We start from the raw sequence: 24319 nt of genomic DNA, 5'->3' as shown, positions 1-24319 counted from the left end.
AGTGATGGGGGAGCGCCTGTCCAATCATATGTTCGGCGAGCGTGTGTGCGGGATGGGATCCGGTGTGCGTGACGCTCAGCGATGGCCGGCCCCCGCGGAGGTACTCGGGTCACTTCGGCAGGCGTAGTCGACCGGTCGGTAGACTTCCTCCATGGGACGGACCAGCGACGCTCGGGAGAAGATCCTCAGCGCCGCGCAGTCGCTCATTGAACTGCGTGGCTACTCCGCCTTGGGCGTGGCGGAGATCTGCAAGACGGCCGGCGTGCCCAAGGGCAGCTTCTACTACTTCTTCGAATCCAAGGAAGCTCTCGCGCTTGCCGTCATCGACGAGCACTGGGCCGGCCAGAAGCGCACCTGGGCGCGCATCCTGAACGGTGGCGCGCAGCCGCTGCACCGGCTGCAGCGACTGTTCGAGGAGACGGAGGCCGGCCAGCGCACCGGACAGCGGAACTGCGGCACCGTCTCGGGCTGCCTGTTCGGCAATCTCACGCTGGAGATGAGCAACCAGACCGAGGCCGTCCGCACGCGACTGCAGGAGATCTTCGAGGCGCAGGTCGAGATGGTCGACTCGGTCATCACCCAGGCCCTTGAGCGCGAAGAAGTCACGGTGACCGACACCCGGGCCGCCGCACGGGCCGTCGTCGCTCAGCTCGAAGGCCAGGTGATGTTCGCCAAGCTCTACAACAACACCCAGTGGCTCAGCCCTCTGTGGGCCAACTGCCTGGCCCTGCTCGGCGCTCGCGCACAGGAGGGGACTGCGGTCGGCGTCTGACACCAGGACGCGGCATGGTGTGGCCGATGCCCCTCAGCGCCCCAGGGTCGTACGCACCAGTGAACCGGCAAGTGAATGCGGTGAGTGCCTCAGCGTCGTGGGCACGGCTTGCCATCCGCCCGTGGCCTGGTCACTGGCCTCGCCAGATGTTGTCGAAGGCCGCGTCTTCGATGCGGCGCCGTTGCCGCACGGCTTCCAGTTCCGTGACCGCGTCGTTGACGGTGGCCAGTACGGTCAGGACCGGGCCGTCGGCGAGGCGGGCGCGGTCCGTGGCCGGCCCGCCGTGGATCCGGACGGCGGCTGCGAGACCGGCGAGGACGGGCTCGCCCGACGCCCAGCGGTCGGCCGCGTGGCGCCGGGCCGGTGAGTCCACCAGCGTCGATCGGCCCTCCGGGAGGGGAATCCAGCGGTGACGCCGCCGGGTGACCCCGCCTTCCGCCTCCAGGACTGCGAGATAGGCCGCGGACAGCCCACGGCCGCGGCGCCACAGCCAGTCCTCGACGGTTTCGTACGGCGCCTGCCGGCTGAGCGACGACGCTGCCTCGTACAACAGACGATCATCCATGGCCGATTGCGGGCCGGGCACGATGCGGTCGCCGTCGAGCGTGAGGGCGTGTGCGTCGATGAGGTCGAGCAACTCGGCGCCGGCAAGAGCGAGCGACAGGTCGCCCTGCTCGACGGGCGAGTCGGCCGGCAGGTCCATGGTGACCAACAGTAGGTCCCGCGGTGTGGTCATGAAGGGCTCCACTCCACTTCCAAGGCACGGTTGCGGTACACCGACGTGGGGCCGGCCTGCACCGGGTGCGAGACCGGACACGGACAGCATGAGGCCGGTCCGGCCAGGCGCCGCTGACGAGGTCCGGGGAGGACGGGAGCCGCGAGCGGTGGGCCGCTTGGGACTCGGCTCCATCATGCACTGTTCCCCTCTTGGGCCGCGCGGGCTTCCGCCGGTGCGGAACGTTGTTCCGGTAGGCCGCACCGCACGACCACCCTGGGGCGCCGCAGCCGATGCACAGCACGAAGGCGGCTGCGGCGGCCTGGGCGACGTGACCACAGGGCGAAGGTGAGTGCGCACGGGAAGTGTGCCGTCACGGCCTGGCGTCGGTCCGGCCCGGATCGTTGGGGTGGGACTGGAGCGCGGTGACCGTGAGGCTCATCCACGGGCGCAGCGGGAGCGTGCCGAGCACCTTTTCGTGGAGCTCCTCCTCGTCGGAGGCCCGCCAGATGCCGATGCTGCGCAGCTCGCCGACCGGGCGCCACAGCCGCGCCAGGTGGCCGGCGGCTGCCAGTTCCCTGGCGCGTACGGCTTCGGCGGCGCGTCGCCGGTCGACCTCGTCCTGGCCGGTGCCTTCGGGGACGGTGGTGGTGATCTCCACTAGGAACTCTCGCATGGTGCTGCTCCGCTCGGTGGGGCGTCCGGCGCGGACCGGAAACGCCGCGATGGTGATTGGTGGTGTCCTGTGTTTTCGGAGCGGTGGCCGCCGGACCGTCTGCCCGGGTGTCGGTGAGAGGTGCCGGGGTCACCTGCCGTCGGGTGAGTTTCTCGCCAGCGTGCGCCCGCCACCAGGCCGGACGCCACGACCGGCTTCCTTTCTGCTGGTAGGTGCAGCCTCCCACCGGACGTAGCATGGCGAGCGTGGAGCTGCGCCAACTGCGGTACTTCGTGGCGGTCGCCGAGGAGCTGAACTTCGGCCGGGCGGCCGAGCGGCTCCTGATCGCCGGCCCTTCCCTGTCCCAGCAGATCAAGGCGCTCGAACGCGACCTCGGTGTGCGCCTCTTCGACCGCGACCGCCGTTCGGTGTCCCTCACTCCGGCCGGTTCCGCCCTGCTCCCGCACACACGCGCCCTGCTTGAACAGGCCGACGACCTCCGGCACCGCGCCCGCCGGCTGTCCGGATCGGAGCCGGTACGGCTCGGCTACGTCAACTGGCTTCCGGCAGACCTGACCGCCCGCACCTCCGCGGTGGCCCAACTCCACATCGACGCGTGGATCGCGCCCTCCCACACCCAGGCCGCCCGGGTCGCCGACGGCAGCCTGGACCTCGCCGTGTGCTGGGTGCGGTCCGACGACCTGGAGCGGCACGGTCTGCGGGCCCGGCTCATCGGCGCCGACCGGCTCTACGCCGTTGCCACGGGCATCGACACCGGGGAGGTACCCGCTCGGGACACCGATGTCCTCATCGACGACGACGTCATCTCCTGGGCGTCCTGGAACATGTACGCCGAAGAACTGACGCGGGCCACCGGGGCCCGTGCGGTGCGCATCTCCGACGGAGCCATCACCGGCCCCGCCTTCTTCGACCACGTCCGCCGCTGCCGCCGACCCGTCATCAACTCGCCCAAGGGGCAGACCACTGCGCTGCCGCCCGACCTGGTCCGTCGCGAGGTCGTCGCGCCGAAGGTGTACTGGACCTGGTCCCTGGTCTGGCGCGGGACCGAGGAGCGTGCCGGGGTCCTCGCCGTCGTCGATGCCCTCTGCGACGGCGTCGGGGACCTCGGGATCCACACTCCGGACGCCTGGCTGCCCGCCGACGACCCGTACGCACTCCCGCGCTGACCTGCGCTGACCTGCGCTGACCTGCGCTGAGAGCCTGCTCCTCCCAGACGGGAGGAAACAGGTCCCGGGAGAAGCCCTGCTGAGCTTTGACGGTGTCCAGTGGACCGATCTACCTTCCAAATAGTCGACCGGTCGGCTAGTACCGGTCACTGGTTTAAAGGAAGGTCACCATGAGCTCTCAGCACCAGAAGGTCGCCGTCATCACCGGCGCATCGCAGGGCATCGGCGCCGGACTGGTCGACGCATACCGCAAGCTCGGCTACGCGGTCGTCGCCACCTCACGCACCATCGCCCCCGCCGACGACGCGGGCATCCTGACCGTCCGGGGCGACATCGCCGACCCCGCCACCGCCGAACGTGTCATCGCCGCCGCCGTGGAGAGGTTCGGCCGCATCGACACCCTGGTCAACAATGCGGGCGTCTTCGTCGCCAAGCCCTTCACCGACTACACCCAGGACGACTACGCCACGGTGACCGGCGTGAACCTCACCGGCTTCTTCCGCATCACCCAGCCGGCCGTCGAGCACATGCTCGCCCAGGGCGGCGGTCACATCGTCAACATCACCACCAGCCTGGTCGACAACGCCGACGCCAACGTCCCTTCCGTGCTGGCCTCGTTGACCAAGGGCGGTCTGCAGTCCGCCACCAAGTCCCTCGCCATCGAGTACGCCACCCGCGGTATCCGCGCCAACGCCGTCTCCCCGGGCACCATCAAGACCCCCATGCACCCCGAGGAGACCCATGCGGCGCTCGCCGCCCTGCACCCGGTCGGGCGGATGGGTGAGCAGAGCGACATCGTCGACGCGGTGATCTACCTGGAGAACGCCCCGTTCGTCACGGGCGAGATCCTCCATGTCGACGGCGGCGTGAGTGCCGGCCACTGACGGTTCCACCGACAGGAGAACCCCGATGAACAGCGTGACAGACTCTGACGCGATCCTGCGCGTCGTCCTCGACGAGTGGAAGGCCGCCGTCGACAAGCACGAACCGCGGCGCGTCGCCTCCCTGTTCACCGAAGAAGCGATCTTCCAGGGACTGCACCCCTACAGCGTGGGGCGACAGGGCATCGCGGACTACTACGACTCCCAGCCCGTCGGCATGACGGCGGCGTACCGGATTCTCGAAACCAGACGCCTCGCCGACGACCTCGTACTCGGCTATCTGAGTGTCGACTTCTCGTTTCCCGACCGCCCCACGCTCGGCGTCAACCTCGGCGTGCTGGTGACGCGCGCAGAGGAGGGCTGGCGCATCAGCCACTACCAGGTCTCGCGCCTCGGCTAGTTCCTGGTTCTCGGCTGCACCGACGGCCGCTGGACGAGTCCGGTGCCCCGGTACTTCAGTACCGCTGCGCCTTGGCCAGCTTCGGCGTCAGTACCGGCTCAGCGGACTTGCGGCTGACGGCGAGGGGCTGGGTCGAGAAAGTCGACCCGCACGGCGTACGAGGCCTGTGCGTCCGTCTTGTTGGTGATGGTCACGACGACGGCGAGCAGGCCGCCGGTCTCGGACCGGAAGCGCCGCTCTGGGACGGGACAGCCATCAGTACGGGAGGCGAGCGCTGTGCGGCGGGCGGCATTCCGGCTTCGACACCACCTCGACGGAGGCAGCCGTGGGAGACGCGAAGGCCGCCGTGGACGAGCTCAACCCCGAACGGGGCTGACTCGTCGGCACGGTGGCCTTGTACGTCCGGTTCCGGCTCTTACGCCTCGAGCCCGCGGGCTCAGTAGCGCAGCACTCCGGCGATGCCCTCCGCGTCGGCGAGGGTGCCGTCCGGGACGAAGCGGACCTGTGCGCCGGTGTCCAGGCACTGTTCGACGATCTCGTCCACGATGTCGTCGCGGGCGTCGATGTCGTCGCTGGCGGCGGGGACGAGATGGTCGCCGGCGTCGTCGCGTACGGTCACGCGGTAGTTCTCCTCGACGGCCAGCAGTCGGATGCGGCCGGCGCTGGCGTTCTGCCACACCTCGTCGACGCCCGCCGCGAACTCCTTTCGCCCGCGGGCGGTTTCGAGCTCCCGTGTCACGGTGTCGATGTTCTTCAGGTCCTGGGCCGTGACGAGGGGGCGGACCGCCTGCCATACGGCTTCGGCGCCGGCGTGCCCGAGGCCGCCGTGCGGGACATGGACGGCGTCCTTGGTGACGGTGCCGACTTCGTCGAGGAGGGGGAGCGCGGCCTGCTCGCCGACGACGTACACCGGCCGCGGGTCGGCCTGCAGGACGCTTCCGAGGGCGGTGTCGCCGTCCCGTAGGAAATGGCGCGTCCGCTCGTCGCTGAAGGTGCTCGGCACGTCGCCGACGCGTTCCTTGCGCTCGACGTCCGGGTCCTCCAGGCTCCGCGTCAGAGGGAAGCCCGCAGTCTCGGTCTCGACGACATGGCCGGCGCCGCCGCTCCACAGGGAGATCCGGTCGGCGGAGACGACCAGCACCCAGAACGGACGCTCGGCGGCCTGCGCGGCCACGAGGTTGCGGGTCAGGAAGGTGTCGGAGAGGACGACGCGCTCCGGCACGGACCGGGCCAGCGACCACACCTGGTGCTCCCCGGGTGCCGCGAAGATCGCGAGGCCGTCCTCGGCGTGAGCCAGATCGACCTCTGCCAGCGCCTGCTCGAGTTGCTCGACGACGTCCATCCGACGCTCACGGGTGACCGCGGGGTCGGTTTCCAGCTGCTTCCTCGCCTCGGCCAGGACATTCCGCAGCCGGACGGGGTCCTGTGCCTTGTCGGGCTCGCGGCGATGGGTCGGCGTGAGCACCGAGACGGCCGGATAGGGCCGCGGGCGGCGCAGCTCGGTGAGTGTGGTGGGGCTGAGAACGTGCTCCATAGATGCACCATAGGGCCGAATCGGTGAGCGGGCACTCGGAGGAACTCGATCGGTCAAACAGGGCAATTGGTTGTTGGTGTCGCCGGGCAACCGCGTCGCCTCCCCGCCTGCCCCAGGACGCACACGGGCGGGGGCGGCGGTCACTGCGTGACGTGCCCGATCGTGCGGGACCCGGTCGACCTCTGAGCTCCGGTCACAGGCAACACCGGCTCAGAACGCGTCCGGATCCGCCGCCACCCAGTCCGGATCCCACGCCGCGGGCGGCTCGCCGAGGAGGACGCCCGGCGCGAGCCACTCGTACAGCTCGGCGTACGACAGGACGGTCGTGGGGTCCGTACGACGCATCAACATGCCCGGCTCGAGCTCGTCCGGCGCGTGCACGCCCATGGCTCCCATGATCTTCGTGGCGGCGGCGACGGTGGCCCGCTGGAGCCGGTGCACGCGCTCGGCCTTGTCCGCCACGTCCAGGGCGCGCACGCGCCGCGGGTCCTGTGTCGTGACGCCCACCGGGCAGGTGTTGGTGTGGCAGCGCTGTGCCTGAATGCAGCCGACGGCGAACATCATCGCGCGGGCGGCGTTGGTGTAGTCGGCGCCCTGGAGCAGCCGCTTCACGATGTCGGTACCGGTGGCCACCTTGCCGCTCGCGCCGATCCGGATGCGGTCACGCAACCCGGCGCCGACGAGGGCGTTGTGCACCGTCATCAATCCCTCCGTGAGCGGCATACCGATGTGATCGGCGAACTCCAGCGGCGCCGCCCCGGTCCCGCCCTCCGAACCGTCGACGACGATGAAGTCGGGCGTCACTCCTTCCGCGAGCATCGCCTTGCACACGGCGAGGAACTGGCGCCGCGAACCCACACAGAGCTTGAAGCCGGTCGGCTTGTCGCCTGCCGCCTCCCGCATCCGGGCGAGGAAGAGCACGAGTTCGCGAGGTGTCGAGAACACCCGGTGGTACGGCGGCGAGATGACGGTCTCGCCCTCGGGTACATCACGCGCCGCCGCGATCTCGGCGTTGACCTTCGCGCCCGGCAGCACCCCGCCGATCCCCGGCTTCGCCCCCTGCGACAGCTTCAAGGACACGCACTTGACCTCCGGCAGCGCCGCCTTGTCCGCGAACTCCCGCTCGTCGAAGCCCCCGTCGGCGGTCCGGCAGCCGAAGTACCCCGTGCCGATCTCCCACACCAGGTCGCCGCCGTGGCGCAGGTGGTACTCCGACAGCCCGCCCTCACCGGTGTCCTGGGCGAAGCCACCCAGCGCCGCGCCCTTGTTGAGCGCCAGGATCGCGTTCGAGGACAGCGCGCCGAAGCTCATCGCGGAGACGTTCAGCAGGGCCATGTCGTACGGCCGCTTGCAGTCGGGGCCGCCGACGCGCGCCGTGGGAGCCTGCCGGGGCGGCTCGACCGGGCGCATCGACTGCACCAGGAACTCGTGCCTGTCGGCGTACACGTCCCGCTCGGTGCCGAACGGCTCCTCCGCCTCCACGCCCTTGGCCCGCTCGTAGACGATGCTGCGGACGTCACGGTCGTACGGCCGCCCGTCGTAGTTCCGCTCGATGAAGTACTGCTGAAGCTCAGGGCGCAGGGTCTCCATCAGATAGCGCAGATGGCCGAGCAGCGGATAGTTCCGCAGCACCGAGTGACGGGTCTGGCACAGATCCCAGACTCCGAGGACGGTCAGTGCCAGCAGGATGCCCGCCGCGCACCACCACCAGGGTGAGACGCCGACCGACAGGACCACCGTCCCGGCCGCGGCGAGGGCGACGAGCAGCAGCAACATGAACCGGCGCACACCACGAGTCAAACCCATGAGGCGAACGGAGGCGAAAGCAGACATGCCGTTCGGGGTTCCCCGGAGATCTGCGGCAACGCACCGCGGCGTCGTGGCGCGGCCGCTCGGCCAGGGCCGTGGCCGGGGCGGCACGCCCCGGCGAGGGGGCTCACTCCTCCGCGCCGCAGGAGCTCCCGTCGGCTGGCAGCGACCCGTACAGCAGGAAGTCGTCGACCTTCCGGTGTACGCACTTCGAGGACGCGTACCCGGTGTGGCCCTCGCCCCTGTTGTCCAGGACCACGGCCGACGAGCCGAGCCGTTTCGCCGTCTCCATGGTCCAGCGGTACGGGGTCGCGGGGTCGCCGCGGGTGCCGACGAGGAGCATCTTCGGGGTGTCGACGTCCCGTACGTGCTCGCGGATGTACGTGGTGCCCTTGGGGCGGCCGTAGCACATGAGGACCTGGGTGAGCCGGTACTGGCCGAAGACCGGGGACGCCTCCTCGTATTCGGCGCGCAGCCTGTCGAGGTTCTCGGTGATCTGGTCGGCGGTGGGCCGGTCGGGGTCGTCGGCGCAGTTGATGGCCATCAGCGCGGCCGGGAGGTTGTCGGCCGGGATGTCGCCCTCGTCGACGAGGCCCCCGTCCCGGGCGAGCCCGCCTTCGCCGCGGACCGTGAGGCCGCCGGTGGAGAACTGCATGATGCCGCGGGTGTCGCCGTCCTGGACCAGCGAGGTGAGAGCCCGCGACAGGGTCGGCCACAGCTCCTTGCTGTAGAGGGCCTGGCCTATGGCGCCCACCAGGTCCTGGCCGGAGAACTGTTCGCCGAAGTCCGTGGGCACCGGGTTCTCGTCGAGCGAGTCGACCAGCTGGACCACGTCCTCCCGGGCCGAGCGCGGATCCTGCCCGAACGCGCAATTGATGTCCTCGGTGCACCAGTTGATGAAGTCCTCGAGTGCAGTCTGCTGGCCCTCGGCGCCGACGATGCCCTGTTTGCTCATCGGTTCGGTGAGGGTGTCCACACCGTCGAGCACCAACCGGCCCGTCTTCTTGGGGAATTGGGCCGCGTACACGGCGCCCAGCCGCGTTCCGTAGGAGAAACCGAGGTAGTTGAGCTTCTTGTCACCGAGGGCCGCGCGCATCACGTCGAGGTCGCGCGAGGTGTTGACCGTGCCGATGTGCGGCAGTACGGGCCCGGAGTGCTTGGCGCACTCGGCGGCGGCCTTCCGCAGCACGTCGAGATCGGCCCGCGGATCGTTGCTGTCGGCCGCGTCGGGGTCCGCCGCGCCGAAGGCCTCGTCGGCGCCCTCGCCGCAGGTGACCGGTGAGCTTCTGCCGACGCCGCGCGGATCGAAGGTCACCACGTCGTAGCCCTCCGTCAGCCCCATGAAGTCCTTGCCGCCGGCCATGAGTTCACTGACTCCCGGCCCGCCGGGTCCGCCGAAGTTCAGGAGCACCGAACCTCTGGATTTCCCCGTGGCCCTGAAGCGGGCCATGGCCAGGTCGAGTGTCCCGTCGGCGGGCTTCGCGTAGTCGAGTGGGACGGTCACTTTCCCGCACTGCAGGTCCTTGGGCAGGCCGTCGCCCTCACAGGCGGACCACTTGATCTTCTGGTCGTAGAAGCGGGAGAGGTCGGGACGGTCGGCGGTCGCCACGGTCGTCGACGGCAGCCCGGCTCCCAGCAGGGCCAGCGTCACGGCGCCGGAGAACGCGAGGCGTTGGTGCGTGGACAGCATGACAGGCCTCCCGGGACGCCCCGGCCACCGCCGGGGATTCCCCCTCGATCACGATAAGGGGGCACCCCCGACCACGCCTCTCGGCGAGCGGACCGGCCGCGGAGGGCTTACCCTGCGCGCCCGCGTGTGGCATCCGGCGTGCCGCGCGTCCCGCGCCGCGGTGCCGGAGCGAACGGTTCGACCGGAGCGAACAGTTCGATAAGCATGCCGCTCGATGGAGTGAAAGGCCGATAAGCCATAACTCGCATGGTTCGCCCGCGTTTTAACCGGTGCGGGCGAGTGCCCGCGACCATGTCTGGAAGGCAGGGAACCTATGAGACGGGTTACCCGAAATGGTTTGATCATCGCGGCCGCCGCCTCCGGCGCCGTGGCCGTGACGATGCCGGTGTACGCGGACTCCGCGGCGGACGGCGCCACAGCGGACTCGCCCGGGCTGATCTCCGGCAACACGGTCCAGTTCCCGGTGCACGTTCCGGTGAACGTGTGCGGGAACACCGTGAATGTGGCCGGGCTCCTCAACCCCGCGACCGGCAACAGCTGCGCCAACGAGGGCGGCAGCAAGGCCGGCGGCAGCAACGGAGGCGCCCGGAAGGGGCACGCCGGTGCCGCCGCCGACGGGCGCGGAAAGGATTCACCGGGCGTGCTCTCCGGCAACGGCGTACAGCTCCCGGCCCGGCTCCCCGTGAACGTCTCCGGCAACTCGGTCAGCGTCGTCGGTATCGGCAACGCCGCCGTCGGCAACGAGTCCACGAACACGTCCGAGGGCCGACCCCACCACCCGGCCACGCCTCCCGCCCCGAAGCCGTCCTCGCCGCCGAAGAAGCCGGCGGAGTCGACGGGCCCGCAGACGCCGCAGCCCGGGCCCGGGGCGTCCCTCGCCCACACCGGCACGGACCTGACGGCACCGGCGGTCGCCGCGAGCGCCGCCCTGCTGCTGGGCGGGGCCGCGCTGTACCGGCGTTTCCGGCCCGCTGCCGTGCGCCGGTCCGAGCGTGAGAGGACGGGCATGGGCCGGTCCGAGCGCACGGGCACGGGTCGGTCCGAGCCCACAGACGGCCGCTGACCCGAGCCTGTGGTCCATCGGCCGAGTTCGCGTCGGGCGTGGGACCGAACTCGCGCTCTTCCGCCGCCCCGGCCCGTGATCGAGCGCTGTCGGAGGCCCGTGATCGAGCGCCGACCCAGCGCATGGGCTTGCGCTGAGCCGAGCACACGCTCCTGCGCGGACAGCCTCCTCGGCGATGCGCCGACCGCCCCAGCGCTCCGTCGACGAGCAGCCGAGTGACACCTCCGAGGACGGCAGACCCCACCGGGCACACCAACCGGTGGGGTCTGCTCCGTACGGCTCCGTCGCGAGTCCGCACGGCCCTGTCACGAGCGGACGCTCAGCGGCCGGCCGGGGCAGCCTCGTCGCGCAAAATGCTGTACCGCACCCCGTCCCGCCACCGCCCGTCGCGGAAAACCACGCTCCGCAGCACGCCTTCGCGCGTGAACCCGGCCTTCTCCAGGGCCCGTTGCTCGGCGATGTTGTCCACGTCGGTGTCCGCCTCGATCCGTACCACCTGCGTGTGCGCGAACAGGTACTCGACCAGCAGCCGCTGTGCCCGCGTGCCCACGCCCTTGCCACGGGCCTTGCTGAGCAGGGCGATACCGATGTTCCAGTAGTACGAGTTCCGCGTGGCGGCGACTTTCCGCCAGGCCACGAACCCCAGCGCTTCCCCGTCGCGCGCCACGATCAGATGGCCCGCCTCATCGGTGATCAGGCCGGTTTCGGCCCACTGCCGCCGCCAGCGTCCGGTGTCCCACCAGCCGAACCACTGGAAGGGCGAGGATTCCTCGGGGTCGGCCAGGAACCGCTCCATCACGGTCAGGTCGTCCTCGGCCACCGGGCGCAGTATCACGTGATCCATGAACGGTCACCCTACGACGGCTGCCGGGCCCGCCCTCGCCTCCAGAGGCGGGGCTCCGCCTGTCAGCGAGCTCGCCGGTGAAGAACTCCAAGTAGGCCTCGGCCGTCTCGCGCGGTGTTTCCTGGGCGGGGTGATGCCCCGCGTCGAGCAGAACCTCGCGCACGTCGGTGGCCACCTCGCGCATCTGCCGGGCCGGATCGCCGCCCATGGCGTACCTCCCGCCGACCGCGAGGACGGGCATCGGCAGCGGGGTGCGGGCGGCGGCGCGGTTGAGTTCGGCGTCCTCGAGAGAGGCGCGGTAGATGGACAGCATCGCCCGCAGGCGGCCGGGCATCGTGCAGCACCGGACGTATTCGTCCAGGAAGTCGGAGGAGAGCGCGTCGACGTTGTGGGCCTCCTGGGACATCCAGTGGTCGATGAACTGCCGCTCGCGCCCCGTGATGAGCATCTCGGGGACATCCGGCTGGAAGAAGAAGCCGATGTGGTAGATCCACTCCCCGGCGGCCACTCGCTCCGCGTCGAGGTGGGTCATCTCCTCCCAGCCGAAGCCCGCCAAGTAGGCCTCCTGGTAGACCAGTTGCCGCACCCGACCGGGGTGGCGGGCCGCGAGCTGATAGGCGACGCAGGCGCCCCAGTCCTCGCCGACGACACGGTAGGAGTCGAAGCCGAGCCCGCTCATCAGCTCGGCGATGTCGTCCGCGAGCGTCGCCGTGTCGAAGCCCCCGGCGGCCGGGGCGGAATCGCCGAGCCCCCGCAGGTCGGGAGTGATCACCGTGTGGTGGGGCGTCAGGTGCGGAACGACGTCCCGCCAGTGGTAGCTCGTCTTCGGCGCGCCGTGGAGCAGGACCACGGGCTCTCCCTGGCCTCCTGTGCGGTAGTGGAGCCTGGTGCCCTTCACGGACAGGCGCGCCGAGGCCAGCGGACGTCCGAGATGGTCGTGCACGTACATGCGGGTTGTCCCTGCTCTGCTCGAAGTGGTCACTTCCGGTTACTCTGTCACCGTAAGGAAGTAGGCTCCATGCAGGAAGAACGCACTTTTTGGTGAGAGGAGAACCTCATGGTGACCAAGCAGATCAGGCACGATCCCGACTACCCCGACAACGCTGATGTGACGCGCGCCGACTCGCTGGCCCGTGAGATCTTCGGGGGCGTGGCCAACAAGTGGGCGCTGCTGATCATCAACGCCCTGGACGACCGGACGCTGCGTTTCACCGAACTGAGGAACGCGGTGGACGGCATCAGCCACAAGATGCTCACCCAGACCCTGCGGGGCCTCGAACGCGACGGCGTCGTGCACCGCAAGGTGCATGCCACCGTGCCGCCGCGCGTCGAGTATCGCCTGACCGAAGCGGGCGAGGCGCTGCTCGGCACGGTCGACGCCATGTGCGCGTGGACGCGCCGGTACCTCCACGAGATCGAGACCGCCCGTAGCCGTTTCGACGAGCGCGTCGCCGACACCGACACCGAGTCCGAAGTCGTCGGTCGGTGACGGTCGTTGTGAGCGGGTGAGATCACCGGCAGGTGATCGATGCATGACCGGCCTATACCGCCTGGCCCAGGCCTAGCCCGATGGTCGCCCGTCAGTCGTGGCGTTCTCGCCACGGCGGCTGAACATCCAGGCCATGCGCGGCTCGACGACGAACCGGAACACGGAGCGGACCGGGCCCGAGCACAGCACCGTGATGAGCCCCACGGCGGCCGCCGTGACGGCCAGTGCGCCCGGTGGGGTGTGCAGCCACGGGTGGTCGTACCAGTCCCAGAAGCGGGACGCCTTGATGACGAAGCCGTGCAGCAGGTACCCGTACATCGTCCCCGCGCCCAGAGCCGTGCACCACAGCTGACGTCCCGGTACCCATGCCAGGAAGCAGGCGGTCAGGACCAGTGCGAGACAGAACAACGCGGGGGTGGAGACCAGCCCCACCCAGTTCGGCACGCCCTGGCCCGTGACGCTGCCCCGGTGGTAGAGCCACCCGGCACCGAACCAGGGCGCCACCGCGTACGCCGCCCCCAGCGCCGTAGCACCCACCGGCAGCGCCAGCAGCCGTACGCGGCGCGTGCGCAGCCGATCGAAGTGCTCGGCCCGCAGCGTCAGTCCGAGCACGAAGAACGGCAGGAATCCCAGGGTGCGTTGGATCGAGATGTCCCCGCCCAGGTCCGGTGACACGGCGGCCAGTACGGCGAAACCCAGCGCGACCGGCACCGGGTGGCGCAGTGCCAGCCAGATCGGAGTGGTCAGCCGCCAGATGAAGAGCGCGACCAGGAACCACATCACGTACCAGGGATCCAGCAGGCTCAGCGGATAGCCCGGATCGTCCTGCGCCCAGCGGTAGAAGAGCGTGTACGCGGTCTCGAAGACGAGGTACGGCACGACGACACTCGTCAGCAGCCGGCGCACCCGACCCGGCGCCATGTCGAAACTCCGGGAGAAATAGCCGGAGATGAGCGCGAACGCGGGCATGTGGAAGGCGTAGACGGTGAGATACGCCGCCGTCGCGGCCCTGCTCCCGTGGGTCAGCGGCTCCCAGGCGTGACCGCAGGCCACCAGCACGATGGTGAGGTACTTCGCGTTGTCGAAGTACGGGTCCCTGCGCGGGGACGCCGGTTTGGCCCGTGTTTCGGGCAGGCGTTCCCGCAGAGCCGCGGACGCGCGGGCTGGTAGATCTTGCGACACCACATCTCCTGGCCTCGGGGCGGGTGAGCCGGTCTCTCCCGCCTGCCCCGTCCCATACGGCTCAGTCGTCCCGTACGTTCGCGCCTTGTGCGGACAGCCGGTCGAAGGCGGCCTCCAGGGCACCCGGAAGCCGCTCCGGCTCGGCCTCCGTGAGCGCGACGGCCGCCTCGTAGCAGGCCTGGCACACGGCCGCCGCGAGCACGGCGGTCTCCCGGTCGGCGCCGTGGCGCTCCAGCACGTCGACGACCGCGGCCGCGTACGCCCGCTGCTTCACCAGGCTGCGGGCAAGGAGCGCGGCGTCTCCGTTGATCAGCCGCTCGCGCTCGGCCAGCCAGTTGGTGTGCTCGGCGATGCTGCCGACCAGTGCGCTCAGCCCCGCGCGGCCCGCGCTCAGCGCGCGGTCCAGCGAGTCGCCGATGGGCGCCACGGCGCCGGCAGCGTCGTCGACGGCCGACACGAGTGCCTCGCGATGCTGGTCCTCGTCCGCGAAGAGCACTTCCTGCTTGTCGGTGAAGTAGCGGAAGAAGGTCGTGCGGCCGACCTCGGCGCGGCGCGCGATGTCGCTGACCGTGACCGTCTCGAAGCCGTGCTCGGCGAACAGACCCATGGCCGCGTCGATCAGGGCCGCGCGGGTCCGGAGCCGCTTCCGCTCCCGAAGCGGGATCTCGTCGTCGCTGCCCAAGGGCTTGCCGTTGTCCATGCGCCGAGGATATCGGGCTGAGGGGTACCCGATCCGTAATGGTATCGAGTACCGTTTGGAATCGAGAACCGATTTTCTGTATGGATCGGCTCTCCATATGTACGTGCCGCACGTCCTCTGACAGCCGGAGCAAGCCATGCCTGCCATCCCCTCTCCCGGAACCGTGCTTCTCACCGGCGCGGGTCGTGGCCTCGGACGCGTCACCGCCCTGACCCTCCTGCGCGAGCGTCCCGATCTCCACCTCGTGGTCGCCGTCCGGTCCGATCCGGTAGGACTCGCGGCGCGCCTCGCCGCCGAGACCGGCTCCCCGCGGGTGCGCGGCGTCGCCTGCGACCTCGGCTCGCTCGGCTCCGTACGCCAAGCGGCCGACACCGTAAGGGAGTTGCTCGATGCCGGAGAGCTTCCGCCGCTGCGTGCCGTCGTCGCGAACGCGGGCATGCAGGCCGTCACCGCCACGGACCGGACCGCCGACGGCTTCGAGGTCACCTTCGGCACCAACGTCCTCGGACACCATCTGCTGATCCGGCGGCTCATGGACCGGCTGACGGCGCCAGGACGTATCGTCCTCGTCGGCAGCGGCACGCACTTCGGGGACTTCCGGCACAGCTGGGGCCTGGTTCCGCCGCCGCGCAGCGCACCGGTCGCCGAGCTGGCGCTGCCCTGGACGACCCCGGACGCGCACACCGCCAAGGCCGGCCGCTCCGCGTACGCGGCGAGCAAACTGGCGACCGTGCACCTCGCCCACGAACTGGACCGCCGGACTCCCAAAGGCATCGACGTCTACACCTATGACCCCGGACTGATGCCGGGCACCGGGCTGGCCCGTGAGGCGGGCCCGCTCGGCCGTCTCCTCTGGAACAGCCTGCTGCACCTCACCCGCGTCCATCCGAGCTCGACCAACCCCCGTGCGTCGGGCCGCAAGCTCGCCGAGGTGGCCGTCGGCGCGCCGGCCGCTCCGTCCGGGAGCTATCTCGACCGCGGCCGTCCCGTCCGGTCCGCACCGGCGTCGTACGACCCCGCCCGCGAGGCCGAGCTCTGGGAGGAGGCCGAACGGCTGGTCGCCGGCAAGGGGGCCTATCCAGCCGCGTGATGGAAGCGCCGGTGCAGGGCCCGCACCTCGTCGGCCAACTCGGGGATCGGACCCTCGACGCGCACGCCGGGCGCCACCTCCTGGATCGGCAGCGTACGGACCGGGGGAGCGGGGACCCCCAATTCGGCCAGCCAGGACCCCAGTTGCTCGGAGGAGGCCACGTACACGATGCGGCCGAGGCCCACCCAGCCGTGTGCGGCCGCGCACATCGGACAGTGCTCGCCGGAGGTGTAGACGGTCGCCGCGGCCCGTTCCTCGGGCGTCAGGTGCGCCGCCGACCAGCGCGCCAGTTCGAACTCCGGGTGGCGGGTGCGGTCGCCGGACGCCACCCGGTTGTGGTCCTCGGCCAGGACCGTGCCGTCCGCACCCACCAGCACCGAGCCGAACGGCTCGTCGCCGGCCTCCAGTGCCTCGGTCGCCAACTCCACACAGCGGCGCAGATATTTGAGCTCGTCATCACTCACCATGTCGTACCCGCTTTCCCGTTGACATCGGATCGACCCTAGGCATGTCGGGTCACTCGGTGGTGCGCCGCGCCGGAAAGGCGCGGCGGCGCCCCGCGGCGACGGTCGCGAACGTCACCGCGACCAACAAGAGAGTCGTCCAGGGCAGGGCCGCGGCACCCGAACTCTCCAGGGCCAGACCGCCCGTGAGGGAACCGGCCGCGATGCCCGCGTTGTAGACCGTGGTCTGCAGTGAGGTGGCCATGTCGGCGTTCGCGGCACCGGAGGCATCGACCAGCGCCGTCTGGATCAGCGTGGGAGCGCCGCCGAACGCCACGCCCCACAGGGCGACCGCGACGAGAAGGACGGCAGCATGCCCTGCGTACGCACCCAGCGCGAGCATCGCGGTCGCGAGCAGGGCGAGCGCCGCCAGCAGGGTCCGTCGCAGGTGCCGGTCGACCAGCACGCCGGTGACCCAGATCCCGACGACGGTCGCGGCACCGAACACCAGCAGCACCAGCCCCGTACGGCCGAAGCCCGCATGCTCCGCGAACGGCGCGACGTACGTGTACATCACCTGATGGCCGACCAGCAGGGTCAGCGTGACGGACAGCACCGTGCCGATCCCGGGCAGCGCGGCGACGCGAAGCAGCGGTACGCGCTCGCCCGGCGCCTCACCGGCAAAGCCGGGCACCCGGCGCCGTATCCACACCACCAGCAGCACGGCCAGCACCGCCGGCGCGGCGAAGGCCGCACGCCAGCCGAGCGCGTCGGCCAGCGCGGTGCCCGCGGGCAGCCCCAGGGAGAGCGCGAGTGTGATGCCCGCCAGCACGATCGCGATGGCCCGGCCGCGCCGCTCGGCGGGCACCATACGGGCGGCGTACCCGACGAGCATCGCCCACAGCGTGCCGCCCATGGCCCCGGCCACGAGCCGAGCCGAGAACGTCAGACCGTACGAGGACGACAGTGCGGTGACGGTGTTGGCGGCCGCGAAACCGAGGAGCACGCCGATGAGCACGGGCCGCCGTGGCAGCCCGCGCAGCGCGGCCGTGAGCGGGATCGCGGCGAGGAACGACGCGACCGCGTACCCCGTCACCAGAAAACCCACCCGCGCCTCGGAGACCCCGAGGTCCGGCGCCATCCTAGGCAGCAGACCCGCCGGAAGCAGTTCCGTCACCACGGCGGTGAAGGCGGCCGTGGACAAAGCCAGCAGCCCTGACAGCGGCAGGCCGGGCCTGGCGGGGGAGGACGCGCCGGAGCTGCCGGCGATCGATGCGGTCGTCATACGGCCATGCTGAAACCTTCACATCAGTGAGAGGGCAAGCCCGGCATCCGAAGAAGTTGCGGGCCCGGGAGTCAGCGCATCTCACCGGCTCCCACATACGGATGCGGACTGGCGAGCGGCCTGCCCTCCGTGAACTGGCCGAGGGAGAAGCCGCCCGCCGGTACCGCACGGTGCTCACCGCCACCGGGGCACGGCCTGCTCCCGGTACTCCCGAGGAGGTAGGAGCGTCAGCTCCACGCGTAGGACGACAGGGCAGGAAGGCCTCCCGAGGATGGTGGCAACCGTCTGGAAGGAGCCTTCCGTGCGCTATGTCCCGCATTCCTCGCGACGTTCCCTGGCCGTCCTCACCGCGGTCCTGTTACCGGCCCTCGCCCTGTCCGGCACCTCGGCCCGGGCGAGTGCCGACGGACGCGGGCCGGAACCGGTGCGGCTGTCCGGAGCCAGTCCGTTCGCCGGCTGTGCACCCGGCGCGCTCGACGGCAAGATGGCCGACGGCGCCATCGAGCCGCAACTCGCCGCCGACCCGGCCGACCCCCGTAGCATCGCCGCGGTCTGGCCGCAGGACCGCCAGCGCGGCCTGGTCCTCGCCGTCACGCGCGACGGCGGAAAGTCCTGGAACCGCACGGTCGTTCCCCGCCTGACCAGGTGCTCGGGAGGCACCTACGACTACGTCGACGAACCGGCCGTGACGTTCACCGCGGACGGCGCGCTGCTGGTGACCGGCGGTCTCGCCATGGCCGACGGCTCCGCCAGCGCGGGCATGTCCGTACGCTCCGACGACGGCGGCCGGACCTGGACACGGCCCGCAGTGATCGTCGAGGAGACCGATCCGACGCGGGGCGGGGTCGGCTCCGGCCCGGCGGTTCCGGATCCGCGCGATCCGAAGGTGCTGTACGTCGTCACTCCGCGCTTTCCCGCGGTCGAGCGGACCCGCAACGACGCCTGGATCAGCCGCAGCACCGACGGCGGCCGCAGTTGGCAGCCCCCGACCCTGGTCGTGGACGCCGGCGACCAGCGCCTCGTCTCCGGCCACCGGCTGACCGTGCTCGACGACGGCACGCTCGTGAACGTCCACACTCAGGTCCGGTTCGGTGAGGGCCCGATCACCAACCGGCTCGCCCTCCAGGCCGTACGCTCCACCGACGGCGGCCGCACCTGGTCGGAGCCCGTGAAGGTGGCCGACCTGCGGACCAGGTTCCTGTTCCAGGACCCCGAATCCGGTGAACAGGTCTCGCACACCACAAGCCTGCTCTCCGACACCGCGGTCGACCGCCGCACCGGCCGGATCCATGTGGCCTGGCAGGACTCGCGGTTCACCGGTGGGGCCGCAGACTCGGTGGCCCTGGCCTCGTCCGACGACGGCGGCCGCACCTGGTCGGCGCCGGTGAAGGTGAACCGCACGCCGACCGACATCCCGCCGCCCAACCAGCAGGCGTTCACGGTCTCGTTGGAGGTCGGCCGTGACGGAACGGTCGGCGTTGCCCACTCCGACTTCCGGCACAACGACGCGGGTGCGCCGCTGCTGACGGACCGCTGGCTGGTGCGCTGCCGCCCGCAGCCGGCCGACTGTGCCAGTGGCCGGGCGACCTGGCGGGAGACCCGGCTCACTCCCGTGTCGTTCGACATGCGCCGGGCACCGAGGATCCCTGACGAAGCCAGTCCGCGCGGCTACTTCCTCGGCGAACAGATGGGCCTGGTCGCCACCGGACACCGGTTCACCGCGGCGTGGGCCATGCCGGACGCGCCGGGCAGGGCGGCTGTCCACTCCTCCTCACCGCGATAACCCTGCAGCGGAGGGCGAGTTGCCCGCCTGTCGGCACAACTGCCCCTCGTTACCAGCGTCTTGACGCGAGGAACAGGCCTCTCTATCGTCACGACCGCTCATTCGTAAAGTGCTCCGAAATTTTCGAAGCATCTCCCTGCGGATCGGTCAATGTGCCGGAGAGGGGCCTGAGTTGGCCACCGAACGCGTACGGGCACTTGGAGACAGGGACCTCGGGCCCCGCCCCGCCAGGGGCGCGGGGAACTGCGCGACCAGCCACAACGCACTCGCAGCCAACGCCCTTGCCCGCCCCACCCCTTCCTCCGGACGACGAGGAGACCACATGAAGCACCTGACCGTCCGCCAGAGACTCTCCGCTTTACTCGCCGGAGCCCTGCTGGGAGCCGCCGCACTCACCCCCACGGCCTCCGCGACTCCCGCATCACCGACGCCAGCGCCAGCCACATCGACCAACTGGACCGGGACATGGGCGACCGCGCCCACAGCCGTGCCCAAGACGGACACCACGACCTTCCAGAACCAGACGATCCGCCAGATCGTGCACACCAGCATCGCCGGACACGCCCTGCGAATCCGCCTGTCGAACGAGTTCGGCAAACAGCCCCTGAAGATCGGCGAAGTGCACATCGCCCGCCGCGCGCCAGGCACGGACGAGGCGGCCATAGACCCCACCACCGACCGCCGCCTGACCTTCGGCGGCAAGTCCACCCTGTCCATCCCCGCGGGAGCGCCCGCACTCAGCGACCCCGTCACGCTCCGCGTACCCCCACGCTCAGACCTCGTCGTGAGCATCTATCTCCCCGAAAGCACCCCGGGATCCACGGTCAACTCCTTCGCCTCGCAACGCGGTTACGTCGCGGCGGGCAACGTCACGGGCGAGACCAAGATCGAGGCCGAGTCCGTCACCGAGCGCTGGTACTTCCTGACCGGCGTAAGCGTGCGGGCCACCGCCACCGGGCCCTCCGACACGAGTAAGGCCTCGGCCGTCGTCGCGCTCGGCGACTCCATCACCGCCGACAGCACCCTCGACACCAACCACCGCTGGACCGACTATCTCGCCCAGCGTCTTCAGGGACCCGGCGGACCCCGCCACCCCGTCGGCGTCCTCAACAAGGGCATCAGCGGCAACCGTCTCCTCCACGATCCCAACCCGCCCGCAGGCAACCCAGCCGAGGCCTACGCCGCGTACTTCGGCGAGAGCGGACTCAAACGCTTCGACCGTGATGTGGCCGCCCAGCCCGGCGTCCGCGACGTCCTCGTCCTGATCGGCGTGAACGACCTCGGGCACCCCGGAACCATCGCCCCGCTCTCCGAGAAGGTGACCGCACAGGACCTGATCGACGGCCACCGGCAGCTCATCGCGCGCGCCCACGAACGCGGACTGAAGATCTACGGAGCCACGATCACACCCTTCAAGAACGACACGCTCGGCTTCTACACCCCCGAGAACGCGGCGGCGCGCAAGACCTTCAACCACTGGCTGCGCACGAGCGGCGAGTACGACGGTGTGATCGACTTCGACGCCGCGCTGCGTGACCCGGACGAGCCCGAACGACTCCTCACCGCCTACGACAGCGGCGACCACCTGCACACCAACGACGCGGGCCGGGAGGCGATGGCACGAGCGGTGCCGTTGAGCTTCTTCAAGTGAAGGACCGTTGTCGCACGTGAGGTACGCGGTCACCCTGGCCCGGCGGCCGGCCCGTCAGGCCAGGGTGACCTCCACCGGAAGCTTCTTGATGCCGTTCACGAAGTTGGACCGCACCCGCGGCACCTCCCCGGCCAGCCGGATGTCGGCCAGGCGCGGGATCAGCTCCTCGAACATGACGCGGATCTCGGTGCGGGCCAGCAGATTACCCAGGCACAGATGCGGGCTGCCCTTGCCGAAGGTGACGTGGTCGTTGTTCTGCCGGGTGACGTCGAAGTCGTAGGGGTTCTCGAAGACGGCCTCGTCGCGGTTGCCGGACGCGTACCACATGACGACCTTGTCGCCCTCCTTCACCTGCTTGCCGCCGAGTTCGACGTCGCGGGTCGCGGTGCGGCGGAAGTGGTACACGGGGGAGGCCCAGCGCAGGAACTCCTCGACCGCGGTCGGGATGAGGGACGGGTCGTCCTTGAGGCGGGCGAGCTGCTCGGGGTGCTGGATGAGGGCCAGCATGGAGTGCGAGATGGCGTGCCGAGTGGTCTCGTTGCCGGCCACCACCAGCAGCAGGAAGTAGTTGTCGAAGTCCTGCTCCGTCAGCGGCACCCCGTCGCGCGGGGTCTGGTTGACCAGCCGCGACACCAGGTCCGTACCGTCGCCGCCGCGTCGCTGCCGGGCCAACTCCCGTCCGTACGCAAAGACTTCGAGCGAGGCGGGGGAGCGGAAGGGCAGATCGCGGTACTGCTCGCTCTCCGCGCTGTTCAGCAGGACGTCCGCGTAGTCGGGATCGGTGTTGCCGATGATGCGGTTGCCCCAGTCGATGAGCTGCTGGTTGTCCTCCGGCGGTACGTCGAGGAGGCGGGCCAGCACGTTGATGGGGAAGTCCGCGGACACGTCGGCGACGAAGTCGAAGCTGCCCTTCGCGAGTGCCGCATCGAGCGTCTTCGCGGTCAGGCCGCGCAGGAAGTCGGTGTACTCACTGATGACGTTCGCGCCGAACTGCCGTTGCAGCAGGCTGCGCAGCGCGCGGTGGCGTACGCCGTCCAGTTCCAGAATGGAGGCGCGTTTCTTGATCTGGTCGTCGTCGACCTCTTCGAGATTCACGAATCTGGTGGACGTGAACGTCTCGGCGTCACGGTCGACGCGGGCGATGTCCGCGTGCCGGGTCACCGACCAGAAACCGGAGTTGGGGGCTTCTTCGGGCTGCCAGTGGACCGGGTCCTCGTGGCGCAGGGTGTGGAACATCCGCCAGGGCGTGACACCGTCGGTGAAGTGGTCGAGGTCGGCGAGGTCGACGTCCGCGAGCGGCAGCGGCTCGCGCACGTTGGCGGTGGTGGGCAGGGTGTCGGGCATGGCCGGATCCTTAGGAGCGTGGGCAAGGGCGTGGGCCGTCACAGGTGGTAGGCGTACTCGGTGAACTCCCAGTCGGTGACGTGCCGTTGGAAGCGCTCCACCTCGTTGCGCTTGTAGGAGAGGAACGACGTGGTGAAGTCCTTGCCGAGCACCTCGGTCAGGGCGGTGTCCGACTCCAGGGCGTCGAGCGCGGCAGGCAGCGTCATGGGCAGTACGGCGGACCGGGCCGTGTCGTAGCCGTACCCCTCCAGTGGCGCCGGGGGCTCCTCGCCGGCCAACAGGCCGAGCAGCGCGGCGGCGATCATCCCGGCGATCGCCAGGTACGGATTGGCGCTCGCGTCGCCGAGCCGTAGCTCCAGCCGGGCGCCCGAGCCGCGCTCGGGCGGGATGCGGACCATGGCGCTGCGATTGTCCAGGCCCCAGTCCACCAGCCAGGGCGCCAGTGTGTCGGGCCCGAACCGCTTGTACGAGTTGACCGTCGGGTTGAGCAGCGCGGCCAGCGCGGGGGCGTGCGCCAGCACGCCGGCGATGGCGTGCCGGGCAGTGGCGGACAGACCATGGGCACCGGACGGGTCGTCGAAGACGTTGCGGCCGTCGGTGTCGTCGCAGGACAGGTGGAGGTGGAAGCCCGATCCGCCCGCGTCGTTGAAGGGTTTCGCCATGAAGGTAGCGAGGCGGCCCTCCTTGCGGGCCAGCTCCTTGACCGCCGCCTTGAAGCGGAAGGCCCGGTCCGCGGCCGACAGGGCCTCGGAGTGGGTCAGGTTGATCTCGAACTGCCCGCCGTCGAACTCGTGGTTGCCACTGATGACCCCGATGTTCAGATCCCGCGCGTGGCGCAGTGTACGGAGCAGGTGGTTGTCCGGGTCGGCGCGCAGGCCCGCTGTGTAGACGACGCCCGGGGTCGACTCGTACCGGCGCCAGCCACTCGCCTGGCCGGGCTCGGGATCACAGAGGTAGTACTCCAGCTCGGGCCCGACCACCGGACGCAGACCGTGCTCGGTACACCGGGCGAGGACCGTGCGCAGCAGGTCGCGGGGCGACTCGGCGGCGGGGGATCCGGTCGCCGGATCGACGACGTCGCCGAGGCAGGCGGCGACACCGGGCTCCCACGGCACCGCCGTCAGGGTGTCCAGGTCCGGGCGCACGGTGATGTCGGGCAGCCCCGCGTCGAGACCTCCGGCCACCGGGACGACGTCCCCTTGGGGGGAGGTGTGATAGACCGCCCGGCAGAAGGCGAGCCCGTGCTCGCACGCTGCGGGCAGGTGATCGAGCAGAACGTCGCGGGCACGCTCGGTGCCGATGAGGTCCGGATAGGTCACCCGAACCACGTCGATGCCCTCGGCGGCAAGCCGCTCTGTATGGCGTCGGACCTCTTCGGCCCCGGGGGATGGCTGAGCGCTCACCGGTGTCTCCTCGGACGGTTGGGCCCAGTGTGGGCAGCGGGTCGTACGGACCGACCCGCTGATTTGTTTGGCTCCAAACGGTAGGCATCGGTTCACGTCTCCACAAGGGGTTCTCCCTCAATTTTTCTCCTGCTCGTCAGGTATTGACCGACCGGATTTCGCTCCCTACTTTGTTTGGAACCAAACGACCTGTCTGAGAGGGGTCCGGCCGTGAAGGTCGTCGTCGACACCACCAAATGCAAGGACCACGGACAGTGCGTCTTCGCAGCTCCCGACGTCTTCCAGCTGGGCGACGACGGGCATCTCGTCTTCGACGCCGAGCCCGACGACGCGCTGCGCGACGACGTCGAGGAAGCGGCGGACGTGTGTCCGCTGCAGGCCATCTCGGTCGAGGGCTGA

At 70.2% G+C, this 24319-nt stretch carries 23 protein-coding genes; 10 read left to right on the top strand and 13 right to left on the bottom strand.

Annotation, left to right across the window (positions count from 1 at the left end; genetic code table 11):
* The first annotated feature begins 151 nt into the window (after positions 1 to 151).
* A complete protein-coding gene (locus GAS53_RS18595) occupies positions 152 to 772 on the top strand; it encodes a TetR/AcrR family transcriptional regulator (protein ID WP_151478751.1) in 621 nt (206 codons plus the stop codon).
* A gap of 130 nt (positions 773 to 902) precedes the next feature.
* Here GAS53_RS18595 and GAS53_RS18590 read toward each other — a convergent pair whose 3' ends face one another.
* Both GAS53_RS18590 and GAS53_RS18585 read right to left on the bottom strand, forming a co-directional pair.
* Positions 903 to 1508 carry a GOLPH3/VPS74 family protein gene (locus GAS53_RS18590; protein ID WP_151478750.1) on the bottom strand — a complete coding sequence of 202 codons (606 nt, stop codon included), beginning with the start codon at positions 1506 to 1508 and terminating at the stop codon, positions 903 to 905.
* A gap of 352 nt (positions 1509 to 1860) precedes the next feature.
* Entirely contained in the window at positions 1861 to 2163 is a 303-nt protein-coding gene (locus GAS53_RS18585) for a muconolactone Delta-isomerase family protein (protein ID WP_151478749.1), read from the bottom strand.
* A 236-nt stretch (positions 2164 to 2399) separates the two neighbouring features.
* On the opposite strand from GAS53_RS18585, the gene GAS53_RS18580 reads away from it, so the two are divergent.
* The 3 genes from GAS53_RS18580 (at position 2400) to GAS53_RS18570 (ending at position 4610) form a co-directional block, all read left to right on the top strand.
* Complete coding sequence (locus GAS53_RS18580) at positions 2400 to 3329, top strand: LysR family transcriptional regulator (protein ID WP_151478748.1); 930 nt, start codon at positions 2400 to 2402, stop codon at positions 3327 to 3329.
* 170 nt (positions 3330 to 3499) lie between these two features.
* Positions 3500 to 4213, top strand: a complete 714-nt coding sequence (locus GAS53_RS18575) for an SDR family NAD(P)-dependent oxidoreductase (protein WP_151478747.1) — start codon at positions 3500 to 3502, stop codon at positions 4211 to 4213.
* 25 nt (positions 4214 to 4238) lie between these two features.
* The gene (locus GAS53_RS18570; protein ID WP_151478746.1) at positions 4239 to 4610 is read left to right on the top strand and encodes an SgcJ/EcaC family oxidoreductase; all 372 of its coding nucleotides are present in this window, start codon (positions 4239 to 4241) and stop codon (positions 4608 to 4610) included.
* A 436-nt stretch (positions 4611 to 5046) separates the two neighbouring features.
* Here GAS53_RS18570 and GAS53_RS18560 read toward each other — a convergent pair whose 3' ends face one another.
* From GAS53_RS18560 to GAS53_RS18550, 3 genes are all read right to left on the bottom strand, one after another.
* Positions 5047 to 6144 (bottom strand): baeRF3 domain-containing protein, encoded by a 1098-nt coding sequence (locus GAS53_RS18560; RefSeq protein ID WP_151478745.1) that lies wholly within the window; start codon positions 6142 to 6144, stop codon positions 5047 to 5049.
* A gap of 210 nt (positions 6145 to 6354) precedes the next feature.
* Positions 6355 to 7920 carry an FMN-binding glutamate synthase family protein gene (locus GAS53_RS18555; protein WP_225858988.1) on the bottom strand — a complete coding sequence of 522 codons (1566 nt, stop codon included), beginning with the start codon at positions 7918 to 7920 and terminating at the stop codon, positions 6355 to 6357.
* Positions 7921 to 8080: 160 nt separating this feature from the next.
* Positions 8081 to 9643 carry an alpha/beta hydrolase gene (locus GAS53_RS18550; RefSeq protein ID WP_151478743.1) on the bottom strand — a complete coding sequence of 521 codons (1563 nt, stop codon included), beginning with the start codon at positions 9641 to 9643 and terminating at the stop codon, positions 8081 to 8083.
* Positions 9644 to 9956: 313 nt separating this feature from the next.
* Between GAS53_RS18550 and GAS53_RS58005 the strand changes: the two genes are divergently transcribed.
* A complete protein-coding gene (locus tag GAS53_RS58005; protein WP_151478742.1) occupies positions 9957 to 10706 on the top strand; it encodes a chaplin in 750 nt (249 codons plus the stop codon).
* 319 nt (positions 10707 to 11025) lie between these two features.
* On the opposite strand, the gene GAS53_RS18540 is transcribed toward GAS53_RS58005, so the two are convergent.
* Together GAS53_RS18540 and GAS53_RS18535 are read right to left on the bottom strand one after the other, a co-directional pair.
* Positions 11026 to 11502 (bottom strand): GNAT family N-acetyltransferase, encoded by a 477-nt coding sequence (locus tag GAS53_RS18540; protein WP_318722794.1) that lies wholly within the window; start codon positions 11500 to 11502, stop codon positions 11026 to 11028.
* On the bottom strand, positions 11390 to 12499 hold the full coding sequence (locus tag GAS53_RS18535; protein WP_318722791.1) for an alpha/beta fold hydrolase: 1110 nt from the start codon (positions 12497 to 12499) through the stop codon (positions 11390 to 11392). The genes GAS53_RS18540 and GAS53_RS18535 overlap by 113 nt, the downstream gene beginning before the upstream one ends.
* A gap of 108 nt (positions 12500 to 12607) precedes the next feature.
* Between GAS53_RS18535 and GAS53_RS18530 the strand changes: the two genes are divergently transcribed.
* Complete coding sequence (locus GAS53_RS18530; protein ID WP_151478740.1) at positions 12608 to 13039, top strand: winged helix-turn-helix transcriptional regulator; 432 nt, start codon at positions 12608 to 12610, stop codon at positions 13037 to 13039.
* Between the two features lie 72 nt (positions 13040 to 13111).
* Here GAS53_RS18530 and GAS53_RS18525 read toward each other — a convergent pair whose 3' ends face one another.
* Both GAS53_RS18525 and GAS53_RS18520 read right to left on the bottom strand, forming a co-directional pair.
* Positions 13112 to 14221 (bottom strand): acyltransferase family protein, encoded by a 1110-nt coding sequence (locus tag GAS53_RS18525; protein ID WP_151478739.1) that lies wholly within the window; start codon positions 14219 to 14221, stop codon positions 13112 to 13114.
* 61 nt (positions 14222 to 14282) lie between these two features.
* On the bottom strand, positions 14283 to 14921 hold the full coding sequence (locus GAS53_RS18520) for a TetR family transcriptional regulator (protein WP_151478738.1): 639 nt from the start codon (positions 14919 to 14921) through the stop codon (positions 14283 to 14285).
* 136 nt (positions 14922 to 15057) lie between these two features.
* Between GAS53_RS18520 and GAS53_RS18515 the strand changes: the two genes are divergently transcribed.
* A complete protein-coding gene (locus GAS53_RS18515) occupies positions 15058 to 16011 on the top strand; it encodes an SDR family NAD(P)-dependent oxidoreductase (protein ID WP_151478737.1) in 954 nt (317 codons plus the stop codon).
* On the opposite strand, the gene GAS53_RS18510 is transcribed toward GAS53_RS18515, so the two are convergent.
* Positions 15996 to 16478: a nucleoside deaminase gene (locus GAS53_RS18510; RefSeq protein ID WP_151478736.1), complete on the bottom strand. Its 483-nt coding sequence runs from the start codon at positions 16476 to 16478 to the stop codon at positions 15996 to 15998. The two genes, GAS53_RS18515 and GAS53_RS18510, sit on opposite strands and share 16 nt — an antisense overlap.
* Positions 16479 to 16527: 49 nt before the next feature.
* Positions 16528 to 17739, bottom strand: a complete 1212-nt coding sequence (locus GAS53_RS18505) for an MFS transporter (protein ID WP_151478735.1) — start codon at positions 17737 to 17739, stop codon at positions 16528 to 16530.
* A 301-nt stretch (positions 17740 to 18040) separates the two neighbouring features.
* Between GAS53_RS18505 and GAS53_RS18500 the strand changes: the two genes are divergently transcribed.
* Together GAS53_RS18500 and GAS53_RS18495 are read left to right on the top strand one after the other, a co-directional pair.
* Positions 18041 to 19522 (top strand): sialidase family protein, encoded by a 1482-nt coding sequence (locus tag GAS53_RS18500; RefSeq protein ID WP_192583164.1) that lies wholly within the window; start codon positions 18041 to 18043, stop codon positions 19520 to 19522.
* Between the two features lie 322 nt (positions 19523 to 19844).
* Positions 19845 to 21173 (top strand): SGNH/GDSL hydrolase family protein, encoded by a 1329-nt coding sequence (locus GAS53_RS18495; RefSeq protein WP_151478733.1) that lies wholly within the window; start codon positions 19845 to 19847, stop codon positions 21171 to 21173.
* Between the two features lie 54 nt (positions 21174 to 21227).
* On the opposite strand, the gene GAS53_RS18490 is transcribed toward GAS53_RS18495, so the two are convergent.
* A complete protein-coding gene (locus GAS53_RS18490; protein WP_151478732.1) occupies positions 21228 to 22517 on the bottom strand; it encodes a cytochrome P450 in 1290 nt (429 codons plus the stop codon).
* A 38-nt stretch (positions 22518 to 22555) separates the two neighbouring features.
* Entirely contained in the window at positions 22556 to 23920 is a 1365-nt protein-coding gene (locus GAS53_RS18485) for a glutamine synthetase family protein (RefSeq protein ID WP_151478731.1), read from the bottom strand.
* Between the two features lie 210 nt (positions 23921 to 24130).
* Between GAS53_RS18485 and GAS53_RS18480 the strand changes: the two genes are divergently transcribed.
* Entirely contained in the window at positions 24131 to 24319 is a 189-nt protein-coding gene (locus GAS53_RS18480) for a ferredoxin (protein ID WP_151478730.1), read from the top strand.

This window comes from Streptomyces albicerus (genome assembly GCF_008905045.1).
Classification (GTDB): Bacteria; Actinomycetota; Actinomycetes; order Streptomycetales; family Streptomycetaceae; genus Streptomyces; species Streptomyces albicerus.
Note: the sequence above shows the minus strand (reverse complement) of the source record. Positions and strands in the feature narration are given on the sequence as shown.